Origin of the sequence: Kutzneria buriramensis (genome assembly GCF_003387475.1) — a bacterium.
In the GTDB taxonomy this organism is placed as follows: domain Bacteria; phylum Actinomycetota; class Actinomycetes; order Mycobacteriales; family Pseudonocardiaceae; genus Kutzneria; species Kutzneria buriramensis.
The window spans coordinates 204,180-219,548 of record NZ_QUNO01000011.1 but is presented as its reverse complement, the minus strand read 5'-3'; the positions used below and the strand labels follow the sequence as shown (position 1 = coordinate 219,548).

General features: G+C 70.8%; 13 protein-coding genes. 9 read left to right on the top strand and 4 right to left on the bottom strand.

Annotation, left to right across the window (positions count from 1 at the left end):
* The first annotated feature begins 114 nt into the window (after window positions 1-114).
* A complete protein-coding gene (locus BCF44_RS30835) occupies window positions 115-1,512 on the top strand; it encodes a class II fumarate hydratase (protein WP_116177926.1) in 1,398 nt (465 codons plus the stop codon).
* Here BCF44_RS30835 and BCF44_RS30830 read toward each other — a convergent pair.
* A complete protein-coding gene (locus BCF44_RS30830) occupies window positions 1,451-2,380 on the bottom strand; it encodes a DMT family transporter (protein WP_170217838.1) in 930 nt (309 codons plus the stop codon). The two genes, BCF44_RS30835 and BCF44_RS30830, sit on opposite strands and share 62 nt — an antisense overlap.
* Window positions 2,381-2,600: 220 nt before the next feature.
* Between BCF44_RS30830 and BCF44_RS30825 the strand changes: the two genes are divergently transcribed.
* From BCF44_RS30825 to BCF44_RS30800, 6 genes are all read left to right on the top strand, one after another.
* The gene (locus tag BCF44_RS30825; RefSeq protein WP_116177925.1) at window positions 2,601-2,879 is read left to right on the top strand and encodes a hypothetical protein; all 279 of its coding nucleotides are present in this window, start codon (window positions 2,601-2,603) and stop codon (window positions 2,877-2,879) included.
* A gap of 95 nt (window positions 2,880-2,974) precedes the next feature.
* Entirely contained in the window at window positions 2,975-4,378 is a 1,404-nt protein-coding gene (pdxR, locus tag BCF44_RS30820; protein WP_116177924.1) for a MocR-like pyridoxine biosynthesis transcription factor PdxR, read from the top strand.
* Window positions 4,379-4,602: 224 nt separating this feature from the next.
* Window positions 4,603-6,114, top strand: a complete 1,512-nt coding sequence (locus tag BCF44_RS30815; protein ID WP_116177923.1) for an ATP-dependent DNA ligase — start codon at window positions 4,603-4,605, stop codon at window positions 6,112-6,114.
* Between the two features lie 22 nt (window positions 6,115-6,136).
* Entirely contained in the window at window positions 6,137-7,579 is a 1,443-nt protein-coding gene (locus BCF44_RS30810) for a GuaB1 family IMP dehydrogenase-related protein (protein ID WP_116177922.1), read from the top strand.
* Between the two features lie 807 nt (window positions 7,580-8,386).
* Window positions 8,387-9,472 (top strand): ABC transporter ATP-binding protein, encoded by a 1,086-nt coding sequence (locus BCF44_RS30805; RefSeq protein WP_116177921.1) that lies wholly within the window; start codon window positions 8,387-8,389, stop codon window positions 9,470-9,472.
* Window positions 9,469-10,239 carry an ABC transporter permease gene (locus BCF44_RS30800; protein WP_116177920.1) on the top strand — a complete coding sequence of 257 codons (771 nt, stop codon included), beginning with the start codon at window positions 9,469-9,471 and terminating at the stop codon, window positions 10,237-10,239. The genes BCF44_RS30805 and BCF44_RS30800 overlap by 4 nt, the downstream gene beginning before the upstream one ends.
* 167 nt (window positions 10,240-10,406) lie before the next feature.
* Here the strand turns inward: BCF44_RS30800 and phoH2 are convergent, their stop codons facing one another.
* A complete protein-coding gene (phoH2, locus tag BCF44_RS30795; RefSeq protein WP_116177919.1) occupies window positions 10,407-11,696 on the bottom strand; it encodes an RNA 5'-3' helicase PhoH2 in 1,290 nt (429 codons plus the stop codon).
* 426 nt (window positions 11,697-12,122) lie between these two features.
* The gene (locus BCF44_RS30790; protein WP_116177918.1) at window positions 12,123-13,337 is read right to left on the bottom strand and encodes a DUF2268 domain-containing putative Zn-dependent protease; all 1,215 of its coding nucleotides are present in this window, start codon (window positions 13,335-13,337) and stop codon (window positions 12,123-12,125) included.
* Window positions 13,338-13,595: 258 nt separating this feature from the next.
* Here BCF44_RS30790 and BCF44_RS30785 point away from each other — a divergent pair, with 258 nt between their 5' ends.
* Both BCF44_RS30785 and BCF44_RS30780 read left to right on the top strand, forming a co-directional pair.
* Complete coding sequence (locus BCF44_RS30785) at window positions 13,596-13,925, top strand: hypothetical protein (protein ID WP_116177917.1); 330 nt, start codon at window positions 13,596-13,598, stop codon at window positions 13,923-13,925.
* A 217-nt stretch (window positions 13,926-14,142) separates the two neighbouring features.
* Window positions 14,143-14,445 (top strand): hypothetical protein, encoded by a 303-nt coding sequence (locus BCF44_RS30780; protein WP_116177916.1) that lies wholly within the window; start codon window positions 14,143-14,145, stop codon window positions 14,443-14,445.
* 65 nt (window positions 14,446-14,510) lie between these two features.
* On the opposite strand, the gene BCF44_RS30775 is transcribed toward BCF44_RS30780, so the two are convergent.
* A complete protein-coding gene (locus BCF44_RS30775; RefSeq protein ID WP_170217837.1) occupies window positions 14,511-15,296 on the bottom strand; it encodes an isoprenyl transferase in 786 nt (261 codons plus the stop codon).
* Between the last annotated feature and the right edge of the window lie 73 nt (window positions 15,297-15,369).

Below are 15,369 nucleotides of genomic sequence, written 5' to 3'. Positions count from 1 at the left end.
CCGACTCTAGTGCGATACGCGCCGCGGGCGGCAGAAGATCACGGGATATTCCGAGATCCTGGCGTGCCGCTCGCCATGCTGCCCGCGACCGTTCGGAGGTCCAGACTCGAAGGCATGGTTGAGCAGCAGTACCGGATCGAGCACGACACGATGGGCGAGGTCAAGGTCCCCGCCGAGGCGCTGTGGCGCGCGCAGACGCAGCGCGCGGTGGAGAACTTCCCGATCTCCGGGCGAGGGCTGGAACGATCGCAGATCCGGGCGTTGGGCCTGCTCAAGGCGGCCGCCGCCAGCGTGAACAAGCGGCTGGGCGTGCTGCCGGACGACATGGCGGACGCGATCGTGGCGGCGGCTCGCGAGGTCGCCGACGGCGCCTGGGACGACCAGTTCCCGATCGACGTGTTCCAGACCGGCTCGGGCACGTCGTCGAACATGAACGCCAACGAGGTGATCGCCACCCTGGCCACCCGTGCGCTGGGTCGTGACGTGCATCCCAACGACCATGTGAACGCCTCGCAGTCGTCCAACGACACCTTCCCGACGACCATCCACGTGGCGGCGACGGAGGCCGTGGTCCGCGACGTCGTGCCGGCTCTGGAGCACCTGGTCGGCGTGCTGCGCAAGCGGGCCGGGGAATGGTCCGACCTGGTCAAGTCGGGGCGTACGCACCTGATGGACGCGGTGCCGATCACGCTCGGGCAGGAGGCCGGCGGTTGGGCGTCGCAGGTCGCCTACGGCGTCGAACGGTTGCAGGCCAGCCTGCCCCGGCTGGGGGAACTGCCGATCGGCGGCACGGCGGTGGGCACCGGGCTGAACGCGCCGGAGGGCTTCGGTGCCGCGGTCGCGGCGGAACTGGCTTCGTTGACCGGACTTCCGTTGACGGAGGCCCGGGACCACATCGAGGCGCAGGCCAGCCGGGACGGCGTGGTGGAGATCTCCGGCCAGCTGCGGACCGTCGCGGTGTCCCTGTTCAAGATCGCCAACGACCTGCGCTGGCTGGGTTCCGGGCCGCGCACCGGCCTGGCCGAGCTGGCCCTGCCGGACCTCCAGCCGGGCTCGTCGATCATGCCGGGCAAGGTGAACCCGGTGATCTCGGAGGCGACGATGATGGTCGTCGCCCAGGTGATCGGCAACGACGCGGCGGTGGCGTTCGCCGGCACCCAGGGCAACTTCGAGCTGAACGTGATGCTGCCGGTGATCGCCCGCAACGTGCTGGAGTCGGCGCGTCTGCTGGCGGCCGTGGCCCGCCTGCTGGCCGACAAGGTGATCGCGGGCGCGACGCCGGACGTCGACCGGATGCGGGAGTACGCCGAGTCCTCGCCGTCGGTGGTGACGCCGCTGAACCGGTACCTCGGCTACGAGGAGGCGGCGGCGATCGCCAAGCAGGCGCTCAAGGAGCGGCGCACGATCCGCGAGGTCGTGCTGGCCCGCGGGCACGTGGACGCCGGTCGGATCACCGTCGAACAGCTTGACGAGGCTCTGGACGTGCTGCGGATGGCTCGCGGCGGGCGCTGACCCGACGGCGGTACAGGCCGAGGGTGCAGCCGACGGCGACGGAGGCTGCCCCCAACACCGCAGTGACGGTCAGCGCCTGGGCGTGCAGCAGCACCGACACGACAAGCCCGGACACCGGCATCAGTCCGACGAGCACGCCCGCCCGGTCGGCGCCGATCCGCGCGACGCACGTGTACCAGCCGGTGAAGGCGACGGCACTGACGAGGACGCCCAAGATGATGAGCGCCGTCGTCTCGGTGGTCGACGGCAGACGCCACGCGCCGCCACCGTCCACAATGGTCGCAACGCCCGCGCCGCCGATGGCCGCCAGGAAACAGGCCCAAGTGGACGCTTCCATGGCACCCAGCCGCTGCACCGGCCCGATGCCGCACAAGGTGAACAGCACCTCGCCCACCATGCACGCGATGGCCAGCAGCAGACCCGGACCGTGCCAGGACCCGCCGCCCGTGAGCACGGCGACGCCGCCGACCACGATCGCCGCGCCGAGGACGGCCGCCATCGCCGGACGTCGCTTTCCCAGCAGCGGCACCGCGATCGCGAGGACCAGCGGTGTGCAGCCGACGACGGCCGTGACGAATCCCGGCGTGGCGTAGCGCTCGCCGACCAGGATGGCCGCGTTGAAGCCGAGCATGCCGGCCACCACCATGCCGAGCAGGCCCGCCAGGTCGCGCAGGCCCGGCAGCGGCAGCCGGCGGCCGCGCGCCAGCAGCACGACGAGCAGCATCAGGCCGCCGATCGTGTACCGGATCGCCTGCCCGGCCAGCACCGGGTAGCCCTCGAGCAGCCCGGTCACCGGGAAGGACGCGCCCACCGTCAGGATGCTGCCCGCGCCGAACGCCACCGCCCTGATGTCCCCCGTGTTCGTCATGTTCCCAAGTCTGTGACGCAACTGGTCTGTGTACCTGCACCACTTGACCCATCGTTTGACGGACCACTTGAGCGAGTTGCCACAGTCTGCGCATTTGAGTGTTTGGCCAACTCGCGGTGACTGACCATGTCGGCAGGGCATCTCGGCGACCGGTTCGCGCTCTTGCTTGATGGGGGTGTGGCTGCCATCACATGGCGGCCACCGCACTGGGAGGACTGACATGACCACACCGCACGCGACCTCACAACCGCCCGCGGTCAACCACCGCGTGCTGGCCATGCTGCGCGCCGTCGACGCCGGCCGAGCCCAGCTCACCTGCAGCGCCGAACCGGACCTGTTCGTGGACGGCATGCCGTGCTGCGACCAGTTCACCGCCCACGTGCTGGCACACGAGGGCCTGGTCCGCCCGGGCCAGCCGGGCACGCCCGGCCAGCGCGTGCCGGCCGTGCTGACCACAGCCGGCCGCGCGCTGGTGACCGGCGCCCAGGCGGCCGCGTGAGCACGTGCGGGCCCTAGCCGGCGGGTGGTTCTCGGGCATGCTCGACTGGTGATGCCAGTCGACCGACAACCGCCCGGCGGCGGACCGCCGTATTCATGACCACGAACACGACAGCGTCAACACGTGAACTGCTGCTCCCCGCCGTCTCGGCCGAACCCGTACGCACCCGCGGTCGAGCCCTCGAGTCGGCATTGCGTGAGGCGATCCGAACCGGCCGACTGCGGCCAGGCACCCGGCTGCCGTCCAGCCGCGACCTCGCCGGCCAGCTCGGGCTGGCCCGAGGCACCGTCACCGCCGGATACGCCCAACTGATCGCCGAGGGCTACCTGGTCGCACGGCACGGCTCCGGCACCGTCGTCGCCGACGCCGAATGCGGCCCGCCGCCACCGGCAGCGACGCCGGACCGGCCCGTCCGCTGGCGCTACGACCTGCGGCCGGGCATCCCGGCGCTGAGCGCGTTCCCCCGCGCCGAGTGGGTCGCGGCGACCAAGGCCGGCCTGGCCGAGCTGCCGGACGACGCGCTGGGCTACCCCGACTTCACGGGGCTGGCCCAGCTCCGCGCCGAGCTCGCCGGCTACCTCGGCCGGGTCCGGGCGGTCGCCGCCGGTCCCGACGACGTCGTCATCACCAACGGCGTCGCCGAGGGCATGGGCCTGGTGGCCCGCGTGCTGCGGGCCGCCGGGCACACCAGCGTCGCCGTGGAATGCCCGAGCCACCCGGGCCAGGCCGAGCTGTTCACGGCGCACGGCCTGCGACCGGTCCCGGTCACAGTCGACGATCGCGGCATCCGCGTCGACGAGCTGGCCGCGACCGACTGCCGTGCCGTGCACGTCACGTCGGCCCACCAGTTCCCGCTCGGCGTCGTCCTCTGCCCGCAGCGCCGGCGGGCGCTGGTGGCGTGGGCGCGTGAGCGCGATGCCCTGATCCTGGAGGACGACTACGACGCCGAACACCGCTACGACCGGCATGCCATGGGCGCACTGCAAGCCCTCGATCCGACGCGCGTCGCCTACTTCGGCAGCGTCAGCAAGGTGCTGTCGCCCGCGCTGCGGATCGGCTGGCTCATCACGCCGCCGGCACTACGCCCGGACGTCGTCGACGCCAAGCACTACAACGACCTCGGCGGCAGCCCGATCCCCCAGGCCGCCCTCACCCACCTGCTGCGGACGGGTGGGTACGAACGGCATCTGCGGCGGACCAGAGCGCTGTACCGGCGTCGTCGGGACGCGTTGCTCGCAGCAGTCGCGGAACGGCTGCCCTCGTGGCAGGCCGTCGGTGTGGCGGCAGGTCTGCACGTGGTGCTGCGGCTCCCGGACGGCGTCGACGATCTCGCGCTCCAGCGGGCACTCGCCGCGAGCGGGGTCAACGCATTGGCGCTGTCCGGGTACGTCCCGAGTGGACGGATCCCGCCCTACCCAGGTCTCGTCGTCGGCTACGCGTCGCTCGGTCCGGACCGCCTCCGGTCGGCCGTGGACGTCATCGCCTCCGTTGCGTCATAGATCGCCTCCTTTCCGTGTCGGGGTGCGACCCACTATGCACCTCGTTCCTGGCAATCCGGGTCCGCACGGCGCTGCCCGGCCCGAGCTCCACCCTGCCTTGCACCCCTGACAATTTCGTGCTCCCGCAGGTCCAGGCCGCCTTTTCGGCCTAACCGAGTACCGCTCGAGCCGCCCCCCCGATCGTGTGCCGCGAAATTGTCAGGGGCGGGGCGCAAGATGGGCGCATGCGCTTCGCCGACGTCGTCTCGACATCAGCAGCCGTGGCCGAAACCAGGTCACGGCTGGCGAAGGTGGCCGCGCTCAGCGAGCTGCTGCGGCAGCTCGAGGACCCGCACGAGGTCGAGGCGGCCACCGCGTTCCTGGTCGGCCTGCCCAGGCAGGGCAAGGTCGGCGCGGGCTGGCGCACGCTGCTCTCGATCGAGGTGCCGGCCGCGGCCGAGCCGGACCTGACCATTCTGGACGTCGACGACCTGCTGACCCAGGTCGCCGGCACCAGCGGCAAGGGATCGACCCAGCGGCGCGCGGACCTGCTGACCGCGGCGCTGACCCGGGCGACCGTGCCAGAGCAGGACTTCCTGCTGCGGCTGCTCACCGGCGAACTCCGACAGGGCGCACTGGAGGGAGTGATGACGGACGCGGTGGCCGCCGCGTTCGAGGTGCCGGCAGACGCGGTCCGCCGGGCGTTCATGCTCAGCGGCCGGCTGCACACCACGGCCGAGCAGGCCCGCTCCGGCGGCGCGGCGGCACTTGCCGCGTTCGGGCTGGAGGTCGGCCGTCCGATCCGGCCGATGTTGGCCTCGCCGGCCGAGTCATTGGAGTCGGCGCTGTCGGAACTGGGCGCGGTGACCGTCGAGTACAAGCTCGACGGGGCGCGGATCCAGGTGCACCGCAACGGGTCCGAGGTGCACATCTACACCAGGACGCTGCGTGAGATCACCGCGAGCGTGCCCGAACTCGTGGCGCAGGTCCGCGGCCTGCCCTGCGAGTCGGTCGTGCTCGACGGCGAGACACTGGCGCTCAACGACGACGGCCGTCCCCGTCCGTTCCAGGAGACGATGAGCAGGTTCGGGGCGACCATCTCCCGGGAGCTGTTGCTGCGGCCCTACTACTTCGACTGCTTGCACCTGGACGGCAAGGACCTGCTCGATCTGCCGCTGCGTGATCGGTTGGTCGCGCTGGAGCAGGTCGCCGGGCCATTCCGCATCCCGGGCGCGATGGAACCGGACGCCGACAAGGCCGCCGAGATCGCCGCGTCGGCGCACGCCGCCGGGCACGAGGGCGTGATGGTGAAGGCACTGGACTCCGTCTATGCGGCGGGACGGCGTGGCAAGTCGTGGCAGAAGGTCAAGCCGGTGCACACCCTGGATCTCGTGGTGCTGGCCGCGGAGTGGGGTCACGGCAGGCGCCGTGGCTATCTCTCCAACCTGCACCTCGGCGCCCGGGACCCGGACGGCGGCCCGCCGGTGATGGTGGGCAAGACCTTCAAGGGCCTTACCGACGAGTTGCTGGCCTGGCAGACCAAGGCGTTCCAGGCGATCGCGACCGATTCCGGCGACTGGGTCGTGCAGGTGCGACCCGAGATGGTGGTGGAGATCGAGTTGGACGGTGTGCAGGTGAGTCCGCGCTATCCGGGGGGTGTGGCGCTCCGGTTCGCGCGGGTCCTGCGCTACCGGCCGGACAAGGAGGTGAGCGAGGCCGACACGATCGATCAGGTCAGAGCGCTGCTGCCGGGCTGACCATTCCGTATTCTGAAGTCTCGTGCGCTTCCTAGACGGGCATGAGACCCACTACGACCTCACCTACGACGACATCTTCGTCGTCCCGGGCCGTTCCACCGTGGAGTCGCGGTTCGACGTCGACCTCGCGACCTCCGACCGCACCGGCGCCACGATCCCGATCGTGGTGGCCAACATGACCGCGGTGGCCGGCCGCCGGATGGCCGAGACCGTCGCCCGCCGGGGCGGTCTGGTGGTGCTGCCGCAGGACGTGGCCCCGGACGCGGTCGCCGAGATCACCGCCTGGGTGAAGACCCGGCACACGGTCTGGGACACCCCGCTCGTGCTGCGGGCCGGCGACGCGGTCGCGGACGCCGTCAACCTGCTGCCGAAGCGGGCCCACGGGGCCGTGGTCGTGGTGGACGGCGAAGGCCGGCCGCTGGGTGTGGTGGACGAGGCCGCGTGCCACGGCGTCGACCGTTTCACTCGGGTCGGCGAGGTAGCCAACCCGGACGTGGTGACGCTGCCGATGGACACCGCGCCGCGGGACGTCTTCGACCGGCTGCACGGGCGGTCCACCAGGGTGGCGCTCGGTGTGGACGGCGAGGGCCGGCTGGCCGGGGTGCTGACCGAGGTCGGGGCGCTGCGGGCGGAGATCTACGCGCCCGCGCTGGATGCCGACGGCAGGCTGCGGGTCGCGGCCGCGACCGGGGTGAACGGCGATGTCGGCGCCCGGGCGGCGGAGCTGCTCGACGCCGGTGTGGACGTGCTGGTCGTGGACACCGCGCACGGTCACCAGGAGAAGATGCTCAGCGCGCTGCAAGCGGTGCGCAAGCTCGACCTGGGGTCGGTGCCGGTGGTCGCAGGCAACGTGGTCACCGCGGCCGGCGTGCGGGACCTGGTGGAGGCCGGGGCCGACGTGATCAAGGTCGGCGTCGGTCCGGGCGCGATGTGCACCACGCGGATGATGACCGGCGTCGGTCGGCCGCAGTTCTCGGCCGTCGCCGAGTGTGCCGCGCAGGCCCGCGCGCTGGGCAAGCACGTGTGGGCCGACGGCGGCGTCCGGCACCCGCGGGACGTGGCGCTCGCGCTCGCCGCCGGGGCGTCCAGCGTGATGGTCGGGTCGTGGTTCGCCGGCACCTACGAGTCGCCCGGCGACCTCCAGCGCGACGAGGCCGGCCGTCCGTACAAGGAGTCGTTCGGCATGGCCTCGAAGCGGGCCGTGGGCGCGCGCACGCGTGGCGACAACGCCTTCGACCGGGCGCGCAAGGGCCTGTTCGAGGAGGGCATCTCGACCTCGCGGATGCGCCTGGACCCGCAGCGGCCGGGCGTCGAGGATCTGCTCGACTCGATCTGCGCCGGTGTACGGTCCTCGTGCACCTACGCGGGGGCGCACAGCCTGAAGGAGTTCCACGAGCTGGTGGTGCTCGGCGTGCAGTCCGCGGCGGGCTTCGCCGAGGGCCGACCGCTGCCGGGCGGCTGGTGAGCCGAGCCGGCGCACCGGCAGGTCGGGTGCCAGGCCGCGCTTGCGGGTTTGGTCGCCGATCCGGGCCTGCCGGCTGAACATCGGCCGGGCCGGTCGGTTGGCGTTGGATCGGACGGGGGCAGCTCGCCGCCGGACCGTGTCGGCCGGCTGAGCGCCGAGTCGAGGCCAGCCGGCCGCCGGATCGGGACCCGCCAGTCGACGGTCAGATCGGGGCTGGCTGGTAGGCAGCCGAATTGGGACGGCCGAATGGCAGTCAGATCGACTCTGGTCTGCTGGGTATGGGATCGAGCTGGTTCATTGGGTATGGGATCGAGCTGGTCGGTCAGGTGTCCGATCGGGTGGGTCGGTTGGGGATCGCGTCGCACCGAGCGGTTGGGTGTCGCGTCGCACCGAGCGGTTGGGTGTCGCGTCGGACCGGCCAGTTGGGGATCGCGTCGCACCGGGCGGCTGGGTGTCGCGTCGGACCGGCCAGTTGGGTGTCGCGTCGCACCGGGCGGCTGGGTGTCGCGTCGGATTGGGCGGTTGGCTGCCCGATCGGGCCGCCGGTTGGGCAGCGGGTGGGTGGGTGCCGGTCGGTGGACCTCCGGTCATGATCGACTGACTGAGCGTCGGCTCTTGTCGTGGTGAGCGGCGGCGAGGCCGGTGGTTCGCGCGGCGGTCCGTCAGGACCTGGGTGATGGCGTCGTCGGTGGTTCGCGCGCTGGTCCGGGCGGCCGCTCGGGGTCGCGGCGGCCACCTTCGGACAGAGGTCGGTCGGTGACAAAGAAATGGGTTGCTCCCATTAACCAGCGGTCTTAGGGTTGCGCCGTGACTGACGCGGTCGTGGTCGAAGAGCTGGTCAAGCGGTACGGCAAGAACCCGCGACCGGCGGTGGACGGCCTGGGCTTCACCGTCCGCGCCGGCGAGGTGTTCGGCCTGCTCGGCCCGAACGGGGCCGGCAAGACGACGACGGTCGGGGTGCTCACCACCCGGGTGCTGCCGACCGCCGGCCGGGCGCTGGTGCAGGACGTCGACGTGGTCGCCGACCCGCAGCGGGCCCGGCAGGTGCTGGCGGTGGTGCCCCAGCGCAACAACCTGGACCGGTCGCTGAACGTCCGGCAGAACCTGCTCTTCCACGCCGCCTACCACGGCGTGCCGAGGGCGGAGCGGACGAAGCTGGCCGACGAGATCCTGGACCGGATGGGGCTCACGGGGCACGCCAACGCGGCCATCGACACGTTGTCGGGTGGCCAGGCGCAGCGCGTGATGATCGCGCGGGCCCTGATGCACCGGCCGAAGGTGATGTTCCTGGACGAGCCGTCCACGGGACTGGACCCGCAGGCCCGGCTGTTCGTGCACGACCGGGTGGCGCAACTGCGCGCCGAGGGCGTGACGGTGGTGCTGACCACCCACGACATGGACGAGGCGGCGAAGCTGTGCGACCGGGTCGGCATCGTCGACCACGGCAAGCTGCTCGCCCTGGACACGCCGGTCGAGCTCACCAAGACATTGCCGGGCCGGACGACGATCACCTTCACCGTCAGTCTCGGCACGGTGGCGAGCGGCGAGGTCGCCGCGAAGTTGTCCGCTGTGGACGGTGTGGAGCGGGTGGAGCAGATCGCCGCGGCCAATGGGGGATTCCCCGGCGGCGGGGCACCGTGGGCGGGCATGGCCGGCGGCGGTGGGCCCAGTGGCGGCCAGGGCGGCGCAGGCGCGGGTGCCGGTGGGGCAAGTGACGGCGGGGCACCGGAGCCCAATCAGTTCCGGCTGTACTCCGACTTCGAGGCCGCGGTCGTGCTGCCGCCGGCGCTGAGCGCGCTCGGCGAGCTCGGTTGCGAGGTCAGTGATCTGGCGCTGGGCAAGCCCAGCCTGGAGGACGTGTTCATCCACCTGACGGGAAGGGAACTCCGGTGACGGCCCTGCGCACCTTCAACGCCGTCCTCGGCCGGGACATCTTCGTCACCGGTCGAGAACTGCCCAGCTTCCTGGCGCAGGTGATCATCCAGCCGTTCTTCACCCTCTTCATCTTCGGCAAGGTGCTCACGCAGATCGGCTTCGTGCACGGCAACTTCAGCGAGGTGCTGCTGCCGGGCGTGGTGGCGCTCAACGGTTTCCTGGGCGCGTTGCAGAACACCACCCTGCCGCTGGTGCTGGACTTCTCCTGGACCCGCGAGATCGAGGACCGGCTGCTGGCGCCGATGCCGATCGCGATGGTCGCCGTGGAGAAGATGGTCTTCGGCGCGCTGCGGGGCCTGCTCGCGGCGATCCTGATGATCCCGATCGGCTTCGCCATCCTGGGCCTGACCTGGCCCGCCACCAGCCTGCCGATGGTGCTGGTAGTGCTGATCCTCGGCTCGCTGGCCGGGGCCGCGATCGGCATGGTGGTCGGCACCTCGGTGCCGCCGCGCCGGATCAACATCATGTTCGCGGTCATCCTGACGCCGCTGATGTTCACCGGCTCCACCCAGTTCCCGTGGTCCTCGCTGAACGACGACCTGTTGTGGTTCAAGGTGGTCTGCGCGCTCAACCCGCTGACCTACGCCAGCGAGGCGATGCGGGCGGTGCTGCTGCCGAACAGCCAGAACATCGCGCTGTGGGTGTCGTTGCTGGTGCTGCTCGCGGCCATCGCGCTGTTCGGGGCGACCGGGGTCCGGGGGTTCATGCGCCGGGCACTGGACTGAAGGCGGCGCGGGGAAAGACCGAGGGCAGTCCAGGCCAGCAAGAGCAAGGCCAGCAGGGAAAGGCGAGCCGACGGGGAAAGGGCTGGCAGCAGGACGGCAGCCCGAAAGCGGAAAGAGCAAGGCCGGTGGCCCGGGACAGGGAGTCCCGGGCCACCGGCCTGTCCAGCTCAGTTGGCGTAGTCCTCCAGCATCTCGGTCACCAGGGCGGCGATCGGCGAACGCTCCGATCGGGTCAGGGTGACGTGGGCGAACAGGGGGTGGCCCTTGAGCTTCTCGATGACGGCGGCGACGCCGTCGTGCCGGCCTACGCGGAGGTTGTCCCGCTGCGCGACGTCGTGGGTGAGCACGACGCGGGAGTTGGCGCCGAGCCGGGACAGCACCGTGAGCAGCACGTTGCGCTCCAGGGACTGGGCCTCGTCCACGATCACGAACGCGTCGTGCAGCGACCGACCGCGGATGTGGGTCAGGGGCAGCACCTCGAGCATGCCACGGTCCATGACCTCGTCCAGGACGTCCTGGCTGGCCAGCGCCCCCAGGGTGTCGAAGACGGCCTGGGCCCAGGGCTGCATCTTCTCGGTCTCGGAACCGGGCAGGTAGCCGAGTTCCTGACCGCCGACGGCGTACACCGGTCGGAAGACGACGACCTTGCGGTGCTGGCGGCGTTCCATCACCGCCTCGAGCCCGGCGCACAGGGCCAGCGCGGACTTGCCGGTGCCGGCCCGGCCACCCAGGGACACGATGCCGATCTCCGGATCGAGCAGCAGGTCCAGGGCGATGCGCTGCTCGGCGGACCGGCCGTGCAGGCCGAACGCCTCGCGGTCGCCGCGGACCAGGCGAATCTGCTTGTCGGCGGTGATCCGGCCCAGCGCGGACGCGGTTCCGGACAGCAGCCGCAGGCCGGTGTGGCACGGCAGATCCGCCGCGTCACCGAGGTCGAACAGGGCGGGCTCGATCGACCCCTCCTTGTAGAGGGTGTCGATGACCTCCTGGTCGACGTCCAGATCCGTCATGCCGGTCCAGCCGGACGGGACGACGTCCTGGGCCCGGTACTCGTCGGCGTCCAGGCCGCACGCGCCGGCCTTGACCCGCAGCGGCATGTCCTTGGTCACCAGGGTGACCGCGAGGCCCTCGGCCTTCAGGTTCAGCGCGCACGCCAGGATGCGGGCGTCGTTGGAGTCGGTGCGAAAGCCGGCGGGCAGCACCTCCGGGTCGGTGTGGTTGAGCTCGACGTGCAGGGTGCCGCCCTGGTCGCCGATCGGGACCGGGGAGTCCAGCCTTCCGTGCCGCAGGCGGAGCTCGTCGAGGAGGCGCAGCGCCTCCCGGGCGAACCAGCCCAGCTCGGGGTGGTTGCGCTTGCCCTCCAATTCAGAGATCACCACGAGCGGCAGCACGACCGAGTGCTCGGCGAACCTGGTCAGCGCCCATGGATCGGACAGCAGGACCGAGGTGTCCAGCACGAAGGTGGGGGTTGTGCGCCTTTTCGCGGCACTACGGGCAGAGCCTGAGGAACGGCTGGCGGGACGTCGTGCAGTCACGGCAACTCCCTCGCGAGTGCGGCACCCGCACCCGCTTCCCTCGATGGGCCGAGCACACCACCCAGCTGGAACGGTCGTCCGACGCCTTCCGGCGTCAGGCTCCCGCCCCAAGAGGGCCGGGTGCCGGCCCCCTCGCGCTCACCGTCACGACCAGGGCCTCCCGGGACGGTTCGCATTGGACACGACCCGTCACTTCGCAAGCTACCTGCGGGATGCCCCTGTTTGCAGGCTGCCACACAGGTGATTCACGCAGTCGTCATCGAAGTTCCACGGACAGTCAAGATCGACCGGCGGCCCGCGAACCCCGGAACACCGTCTCTCACCTGCGCCGATACGGCGAACAGGCGATCATCGGAGACTACGGGGAGTAGTTGTCAGCTCTGCGCGAAGCGTTGACGGGATCAGCGGTTCGTCCAACAGCCGGGCGTACCGCATGGACAGTGACGGCGAGCCGGCCAGCCACCGCCGCACGAGGCGAGCGCCCTCCACGTACGTAGTGGTGTACGAGCGCCAGAGCGGATCGACCAGGAACGGCAGCAGCCGGTACGCCCGGAACTCCGGCACGAGCAGCCAGCGCGACAGATAGGCGACCACGTCCTCCTCGTCGGCGTGACGGTCGTGCAGCATCAGCATCGCGTCCTGCCGCACGGCCGCCAGCGTGGTGGCGGCGAGATCGACGGCCTCCAGCAGCTCGCCGTCCACCCGCACGCCGACCTCGGCGAACAGCTCGGTGACCCAGCGGCCCCAGTGCGGCCCGACGGCCGCGTGGACAGCCAGCTCGGCCAGGCCCTCGGCGACGACGCACTGCGGCGTGTTGAGCACGAACATGCTCTGTTCGCCCTGCCCCTCGGCCCGGATCAGCCCGGCCTCCTTGCGGCAGTGCTCGGTGTGGTGCCCTGGATACGCCTCGTGCGCGATCAGATGGGCCAACGTGGACACTCGGTGTCCCTGTGCGACGTTGAGCGCCACCTGGGACCGGTAGTCGCCCAGGTAGCTGTTGAAACCGCTCCACGCCCGGTTGTCGACGATGTCGTACTCGACGGACTCCCCGGCGGGCAGACCGAACCGCTCCGCCGTGCGGCTGCGCAGGTCGGCGGACAGCACCCGAACGCAGTCGGCGATGCGCTCCTTCGGGATCTCCTCACTCGTTCGATACCTCCCGACCCTGCGGCGCAGTGACCCGAACCCCGGCAGCACCTCCCGCAGCTGGCGGTGCGCCTGCGCGTAGATGTCGGTGTCACCGAGCCCGATGGCGGTCTGGAAACACGCCTCGACCTCGGAAACGAAGCCGATGGGCGCGCCGGCGAGGCGGGCGCAGGTGGTCTCCATTGCGATCAGCTGGGCGGTGAGGAAGCCTCGGCGTTCCGCCGCGAGGTCGGCGTCGGCGACGGCACGGCGGAGCTCCGCAGCCCGCACCCGGAGCTCACCCGGATCGGGGACGGGCTCGCCGGCCACCCGGACGCGCAGTTCCGCCGGTCCGGTGTACGCGTCGACCGCGCCCGGCTGCACCCGGTCCATTCGCAGACCAAGCGTCAGATATTCGCGTACGACCTGGAGTTCCATGAGAACTGGCAGCCTAGGCGGCGGCGCGAGCCGACTCCTACCACCGTCCGGAGCAAAGTGCCGAGCGAGAAATGCAGGCTCCCGAAAGAACACCGGAACGTGCGACGCGTCGCGACGAACCGATCACACAATGGTGGTAGCGCGGTGGTCGACACGACCATGATCCGAGTAGGTTTTCCGTCCGAAGGGCCCCGAGCCTCGGGAATCCGGGTTTCGGAGTTCCGAGGTATTTCCCCGGTACGAAGGAGAGTGTTGGAAGTGCTGAAGAAGGCTGGCGTAGTCGCCGCTGCCGCTGCGGCGGGCGTGATGGTCCTCAGCGCGCCCGCGTTCGCCGGGACCCCCGGCGAGGGCCACTGGATGGAGGGGCACCACACCCCGCACCAGGTCGGCGTCGTCAACGTGAACGACGTGCACGCGCTGAACGACGTCCACGTGCTGGAGAACGTGAACGTTCCGGTCTGCGCCACGAACAACACCATCGCCGGCGGTCTGGTCGCCGTCGCGGTGAACGCGCTGAACCCGACCTTCGTCAAGGACTGCGTGGACGGCGCCGCGATCTCGCACAGCGGCGACCACCACGGCGGCTGATCTCGGCCCAGCCCTGACCGAAAGCACCGGAGCGCATTTCTGCGCACCGGTGCTTTTGGCTGTTTTAAAGCGCCTACCCGATCGCGACACGCCGAGATGATCACACAATGGTGTTAGTCGGCCGGTGCCGAGCGGAAACACCGAGTAGGTTTCGCTACCGAGCAGGACCGGTGACCGAGCAGTTCGCCGGAATTTCCCCGAGAAGGAGTGAGCAGACGTGCTGAAGAAGGCTGCCGTCGTCGCCATCGCCGCCGCCGGCCTGGCGCTGGCCGGCTCCCCGGCGTTCGCGTCCCCGATGCACGAGGGCCCGGACCAGGCCGGCACCGTGAACGTCAACGACATCCACGCCGTCAACGACGACCACGTGCTGGAGAATGTCGACATCCCGGTGTGCGCCACCAACAACACCATCGCCGGCGGCCTCGTCGCCGTCGCGGTGAACGCGCTCAACCCGACGTTCGTCAAGGACTGCGTCGACGGTGTGGCCGCCTCCACCAGTGGCGACCACCACGGCGGCTGAGTCAGCCCCACACGCACGAGGGCGCCGGGACCGTGGTCCCGGCGCCCTCGCCGTGTTCAGGGCCGCTACGAGCCGTACCGGCGGTGCCGCCAGGCGAAGTCCCGCAGCGCCCGCAGGAAGTCGACGTGGCGGAACTCGGGCCAGTAGGCCTCGGTGAACCAGAACTCCGAGTGCGCGGACTGCCAGAGCAGGAAGCCGGACAGCCGCTGCTCGCCGGAGGTGCGGATGAGCAGATCCGGGTCGGGTTGGCCGGAGGTGTAGAGGTGTTCGGCGATGTGGTCCACGTCCAGGACCTCGGCCAGCTCCTCGATCGGCGTGCCGGCCTCCGCGTGCTGCAACAGCAGTTTGCGCACGGCGTCGGCGATCTCCTGCCGCCCGCCGTAGCCGACGGCGACGTTGACCTCCATGCCGGTGCGGTTGGCGGTGCGCTGCCCGGCGGCGGTGAGCCGGTTCGCGATGTCGGTCGGCAGCAGGTCGAGCGCGCCGACGATGCGCAGCCGCCAGGGATTGCCGGGCTCGGCCAGCTCGTCGACGACGTCGGCGATGATCAGCAGCAGCGCGGACAGTTCCTCACTGGACCGCTTCTTCAGGTTGTCGGTGGCCAGCAGCCACAGCGTGACGACCTCGACATCGGCCTCGCGGCACCACTCCAGCAGGTCGGCGATCTTGCGGGCGCCGGCGCGGTGGCCGTCGGCGACGTCCTCGAAGCCGGCTTCCTTGGCCCATCTGCGGTTTCCGTCCAGGATCACGCCCACGTGCCTCGGCCGCCGGCTGGCCGCGGTGATCTGTTGGTTGAGGCGCATCTCGTACAGGCCGTAGACAACCCTGCTCAGGCGCTTGCGAAGACCCACGTCACCGGAGGGTACGCCGGGGCAGGCGATCGGGTCACATCACGGTGACCGCACAACCTACGGTGCCGTAACC

What these genes read in the sequence shown, in the direction of transcription:
- BCF44_RS30835 (WP_116177926.1), top strand. Translation starts at nt 115, where the DNA reads ATGGTTGAGCAGCAGTACCGGATCGAGCACGACACGATGGGCGAGGTC.
- BCF44_RS30830 (WP_170217838.1), bottom strand. Translation starts at nt 2,380, where the DNA reads ATGACGAACACGGGGGACATCAGGGCGGTGGCGTTCGGCGCGGGCAGC.
- BCF44_RS30825 (WP_116177925.1), top strand. Translation starts at nt 2,601, where the DNA reads ATGACCACACCGCACGCGACCTCACAACCGCCCGCGGTCAACCACCGC.
- pdxR (WP_116177924.1), top strand. Translation starts at nt 2,975, where the DNA reads ATGACCACGAACACGACAGCGTCAACACGTGAACTGCTGCTCCCCGCC.
- BCF44_RS30815 (WP_116177923.1), top strand. Translation starts at nt 4,603, where the DNA reads ATGCGCTTCGCCGACGTCGTCTCGACATCAGCAGCCGTGGCCGAAACC.
- BCF44_RS30790 (WP_116177918.1), bottom strand. Translation starts at nt 13,337, where the DNA reads ATGGAACTCCAGGTCGTACGCGAATATCTGACGCTTGGTCTGCGAATG.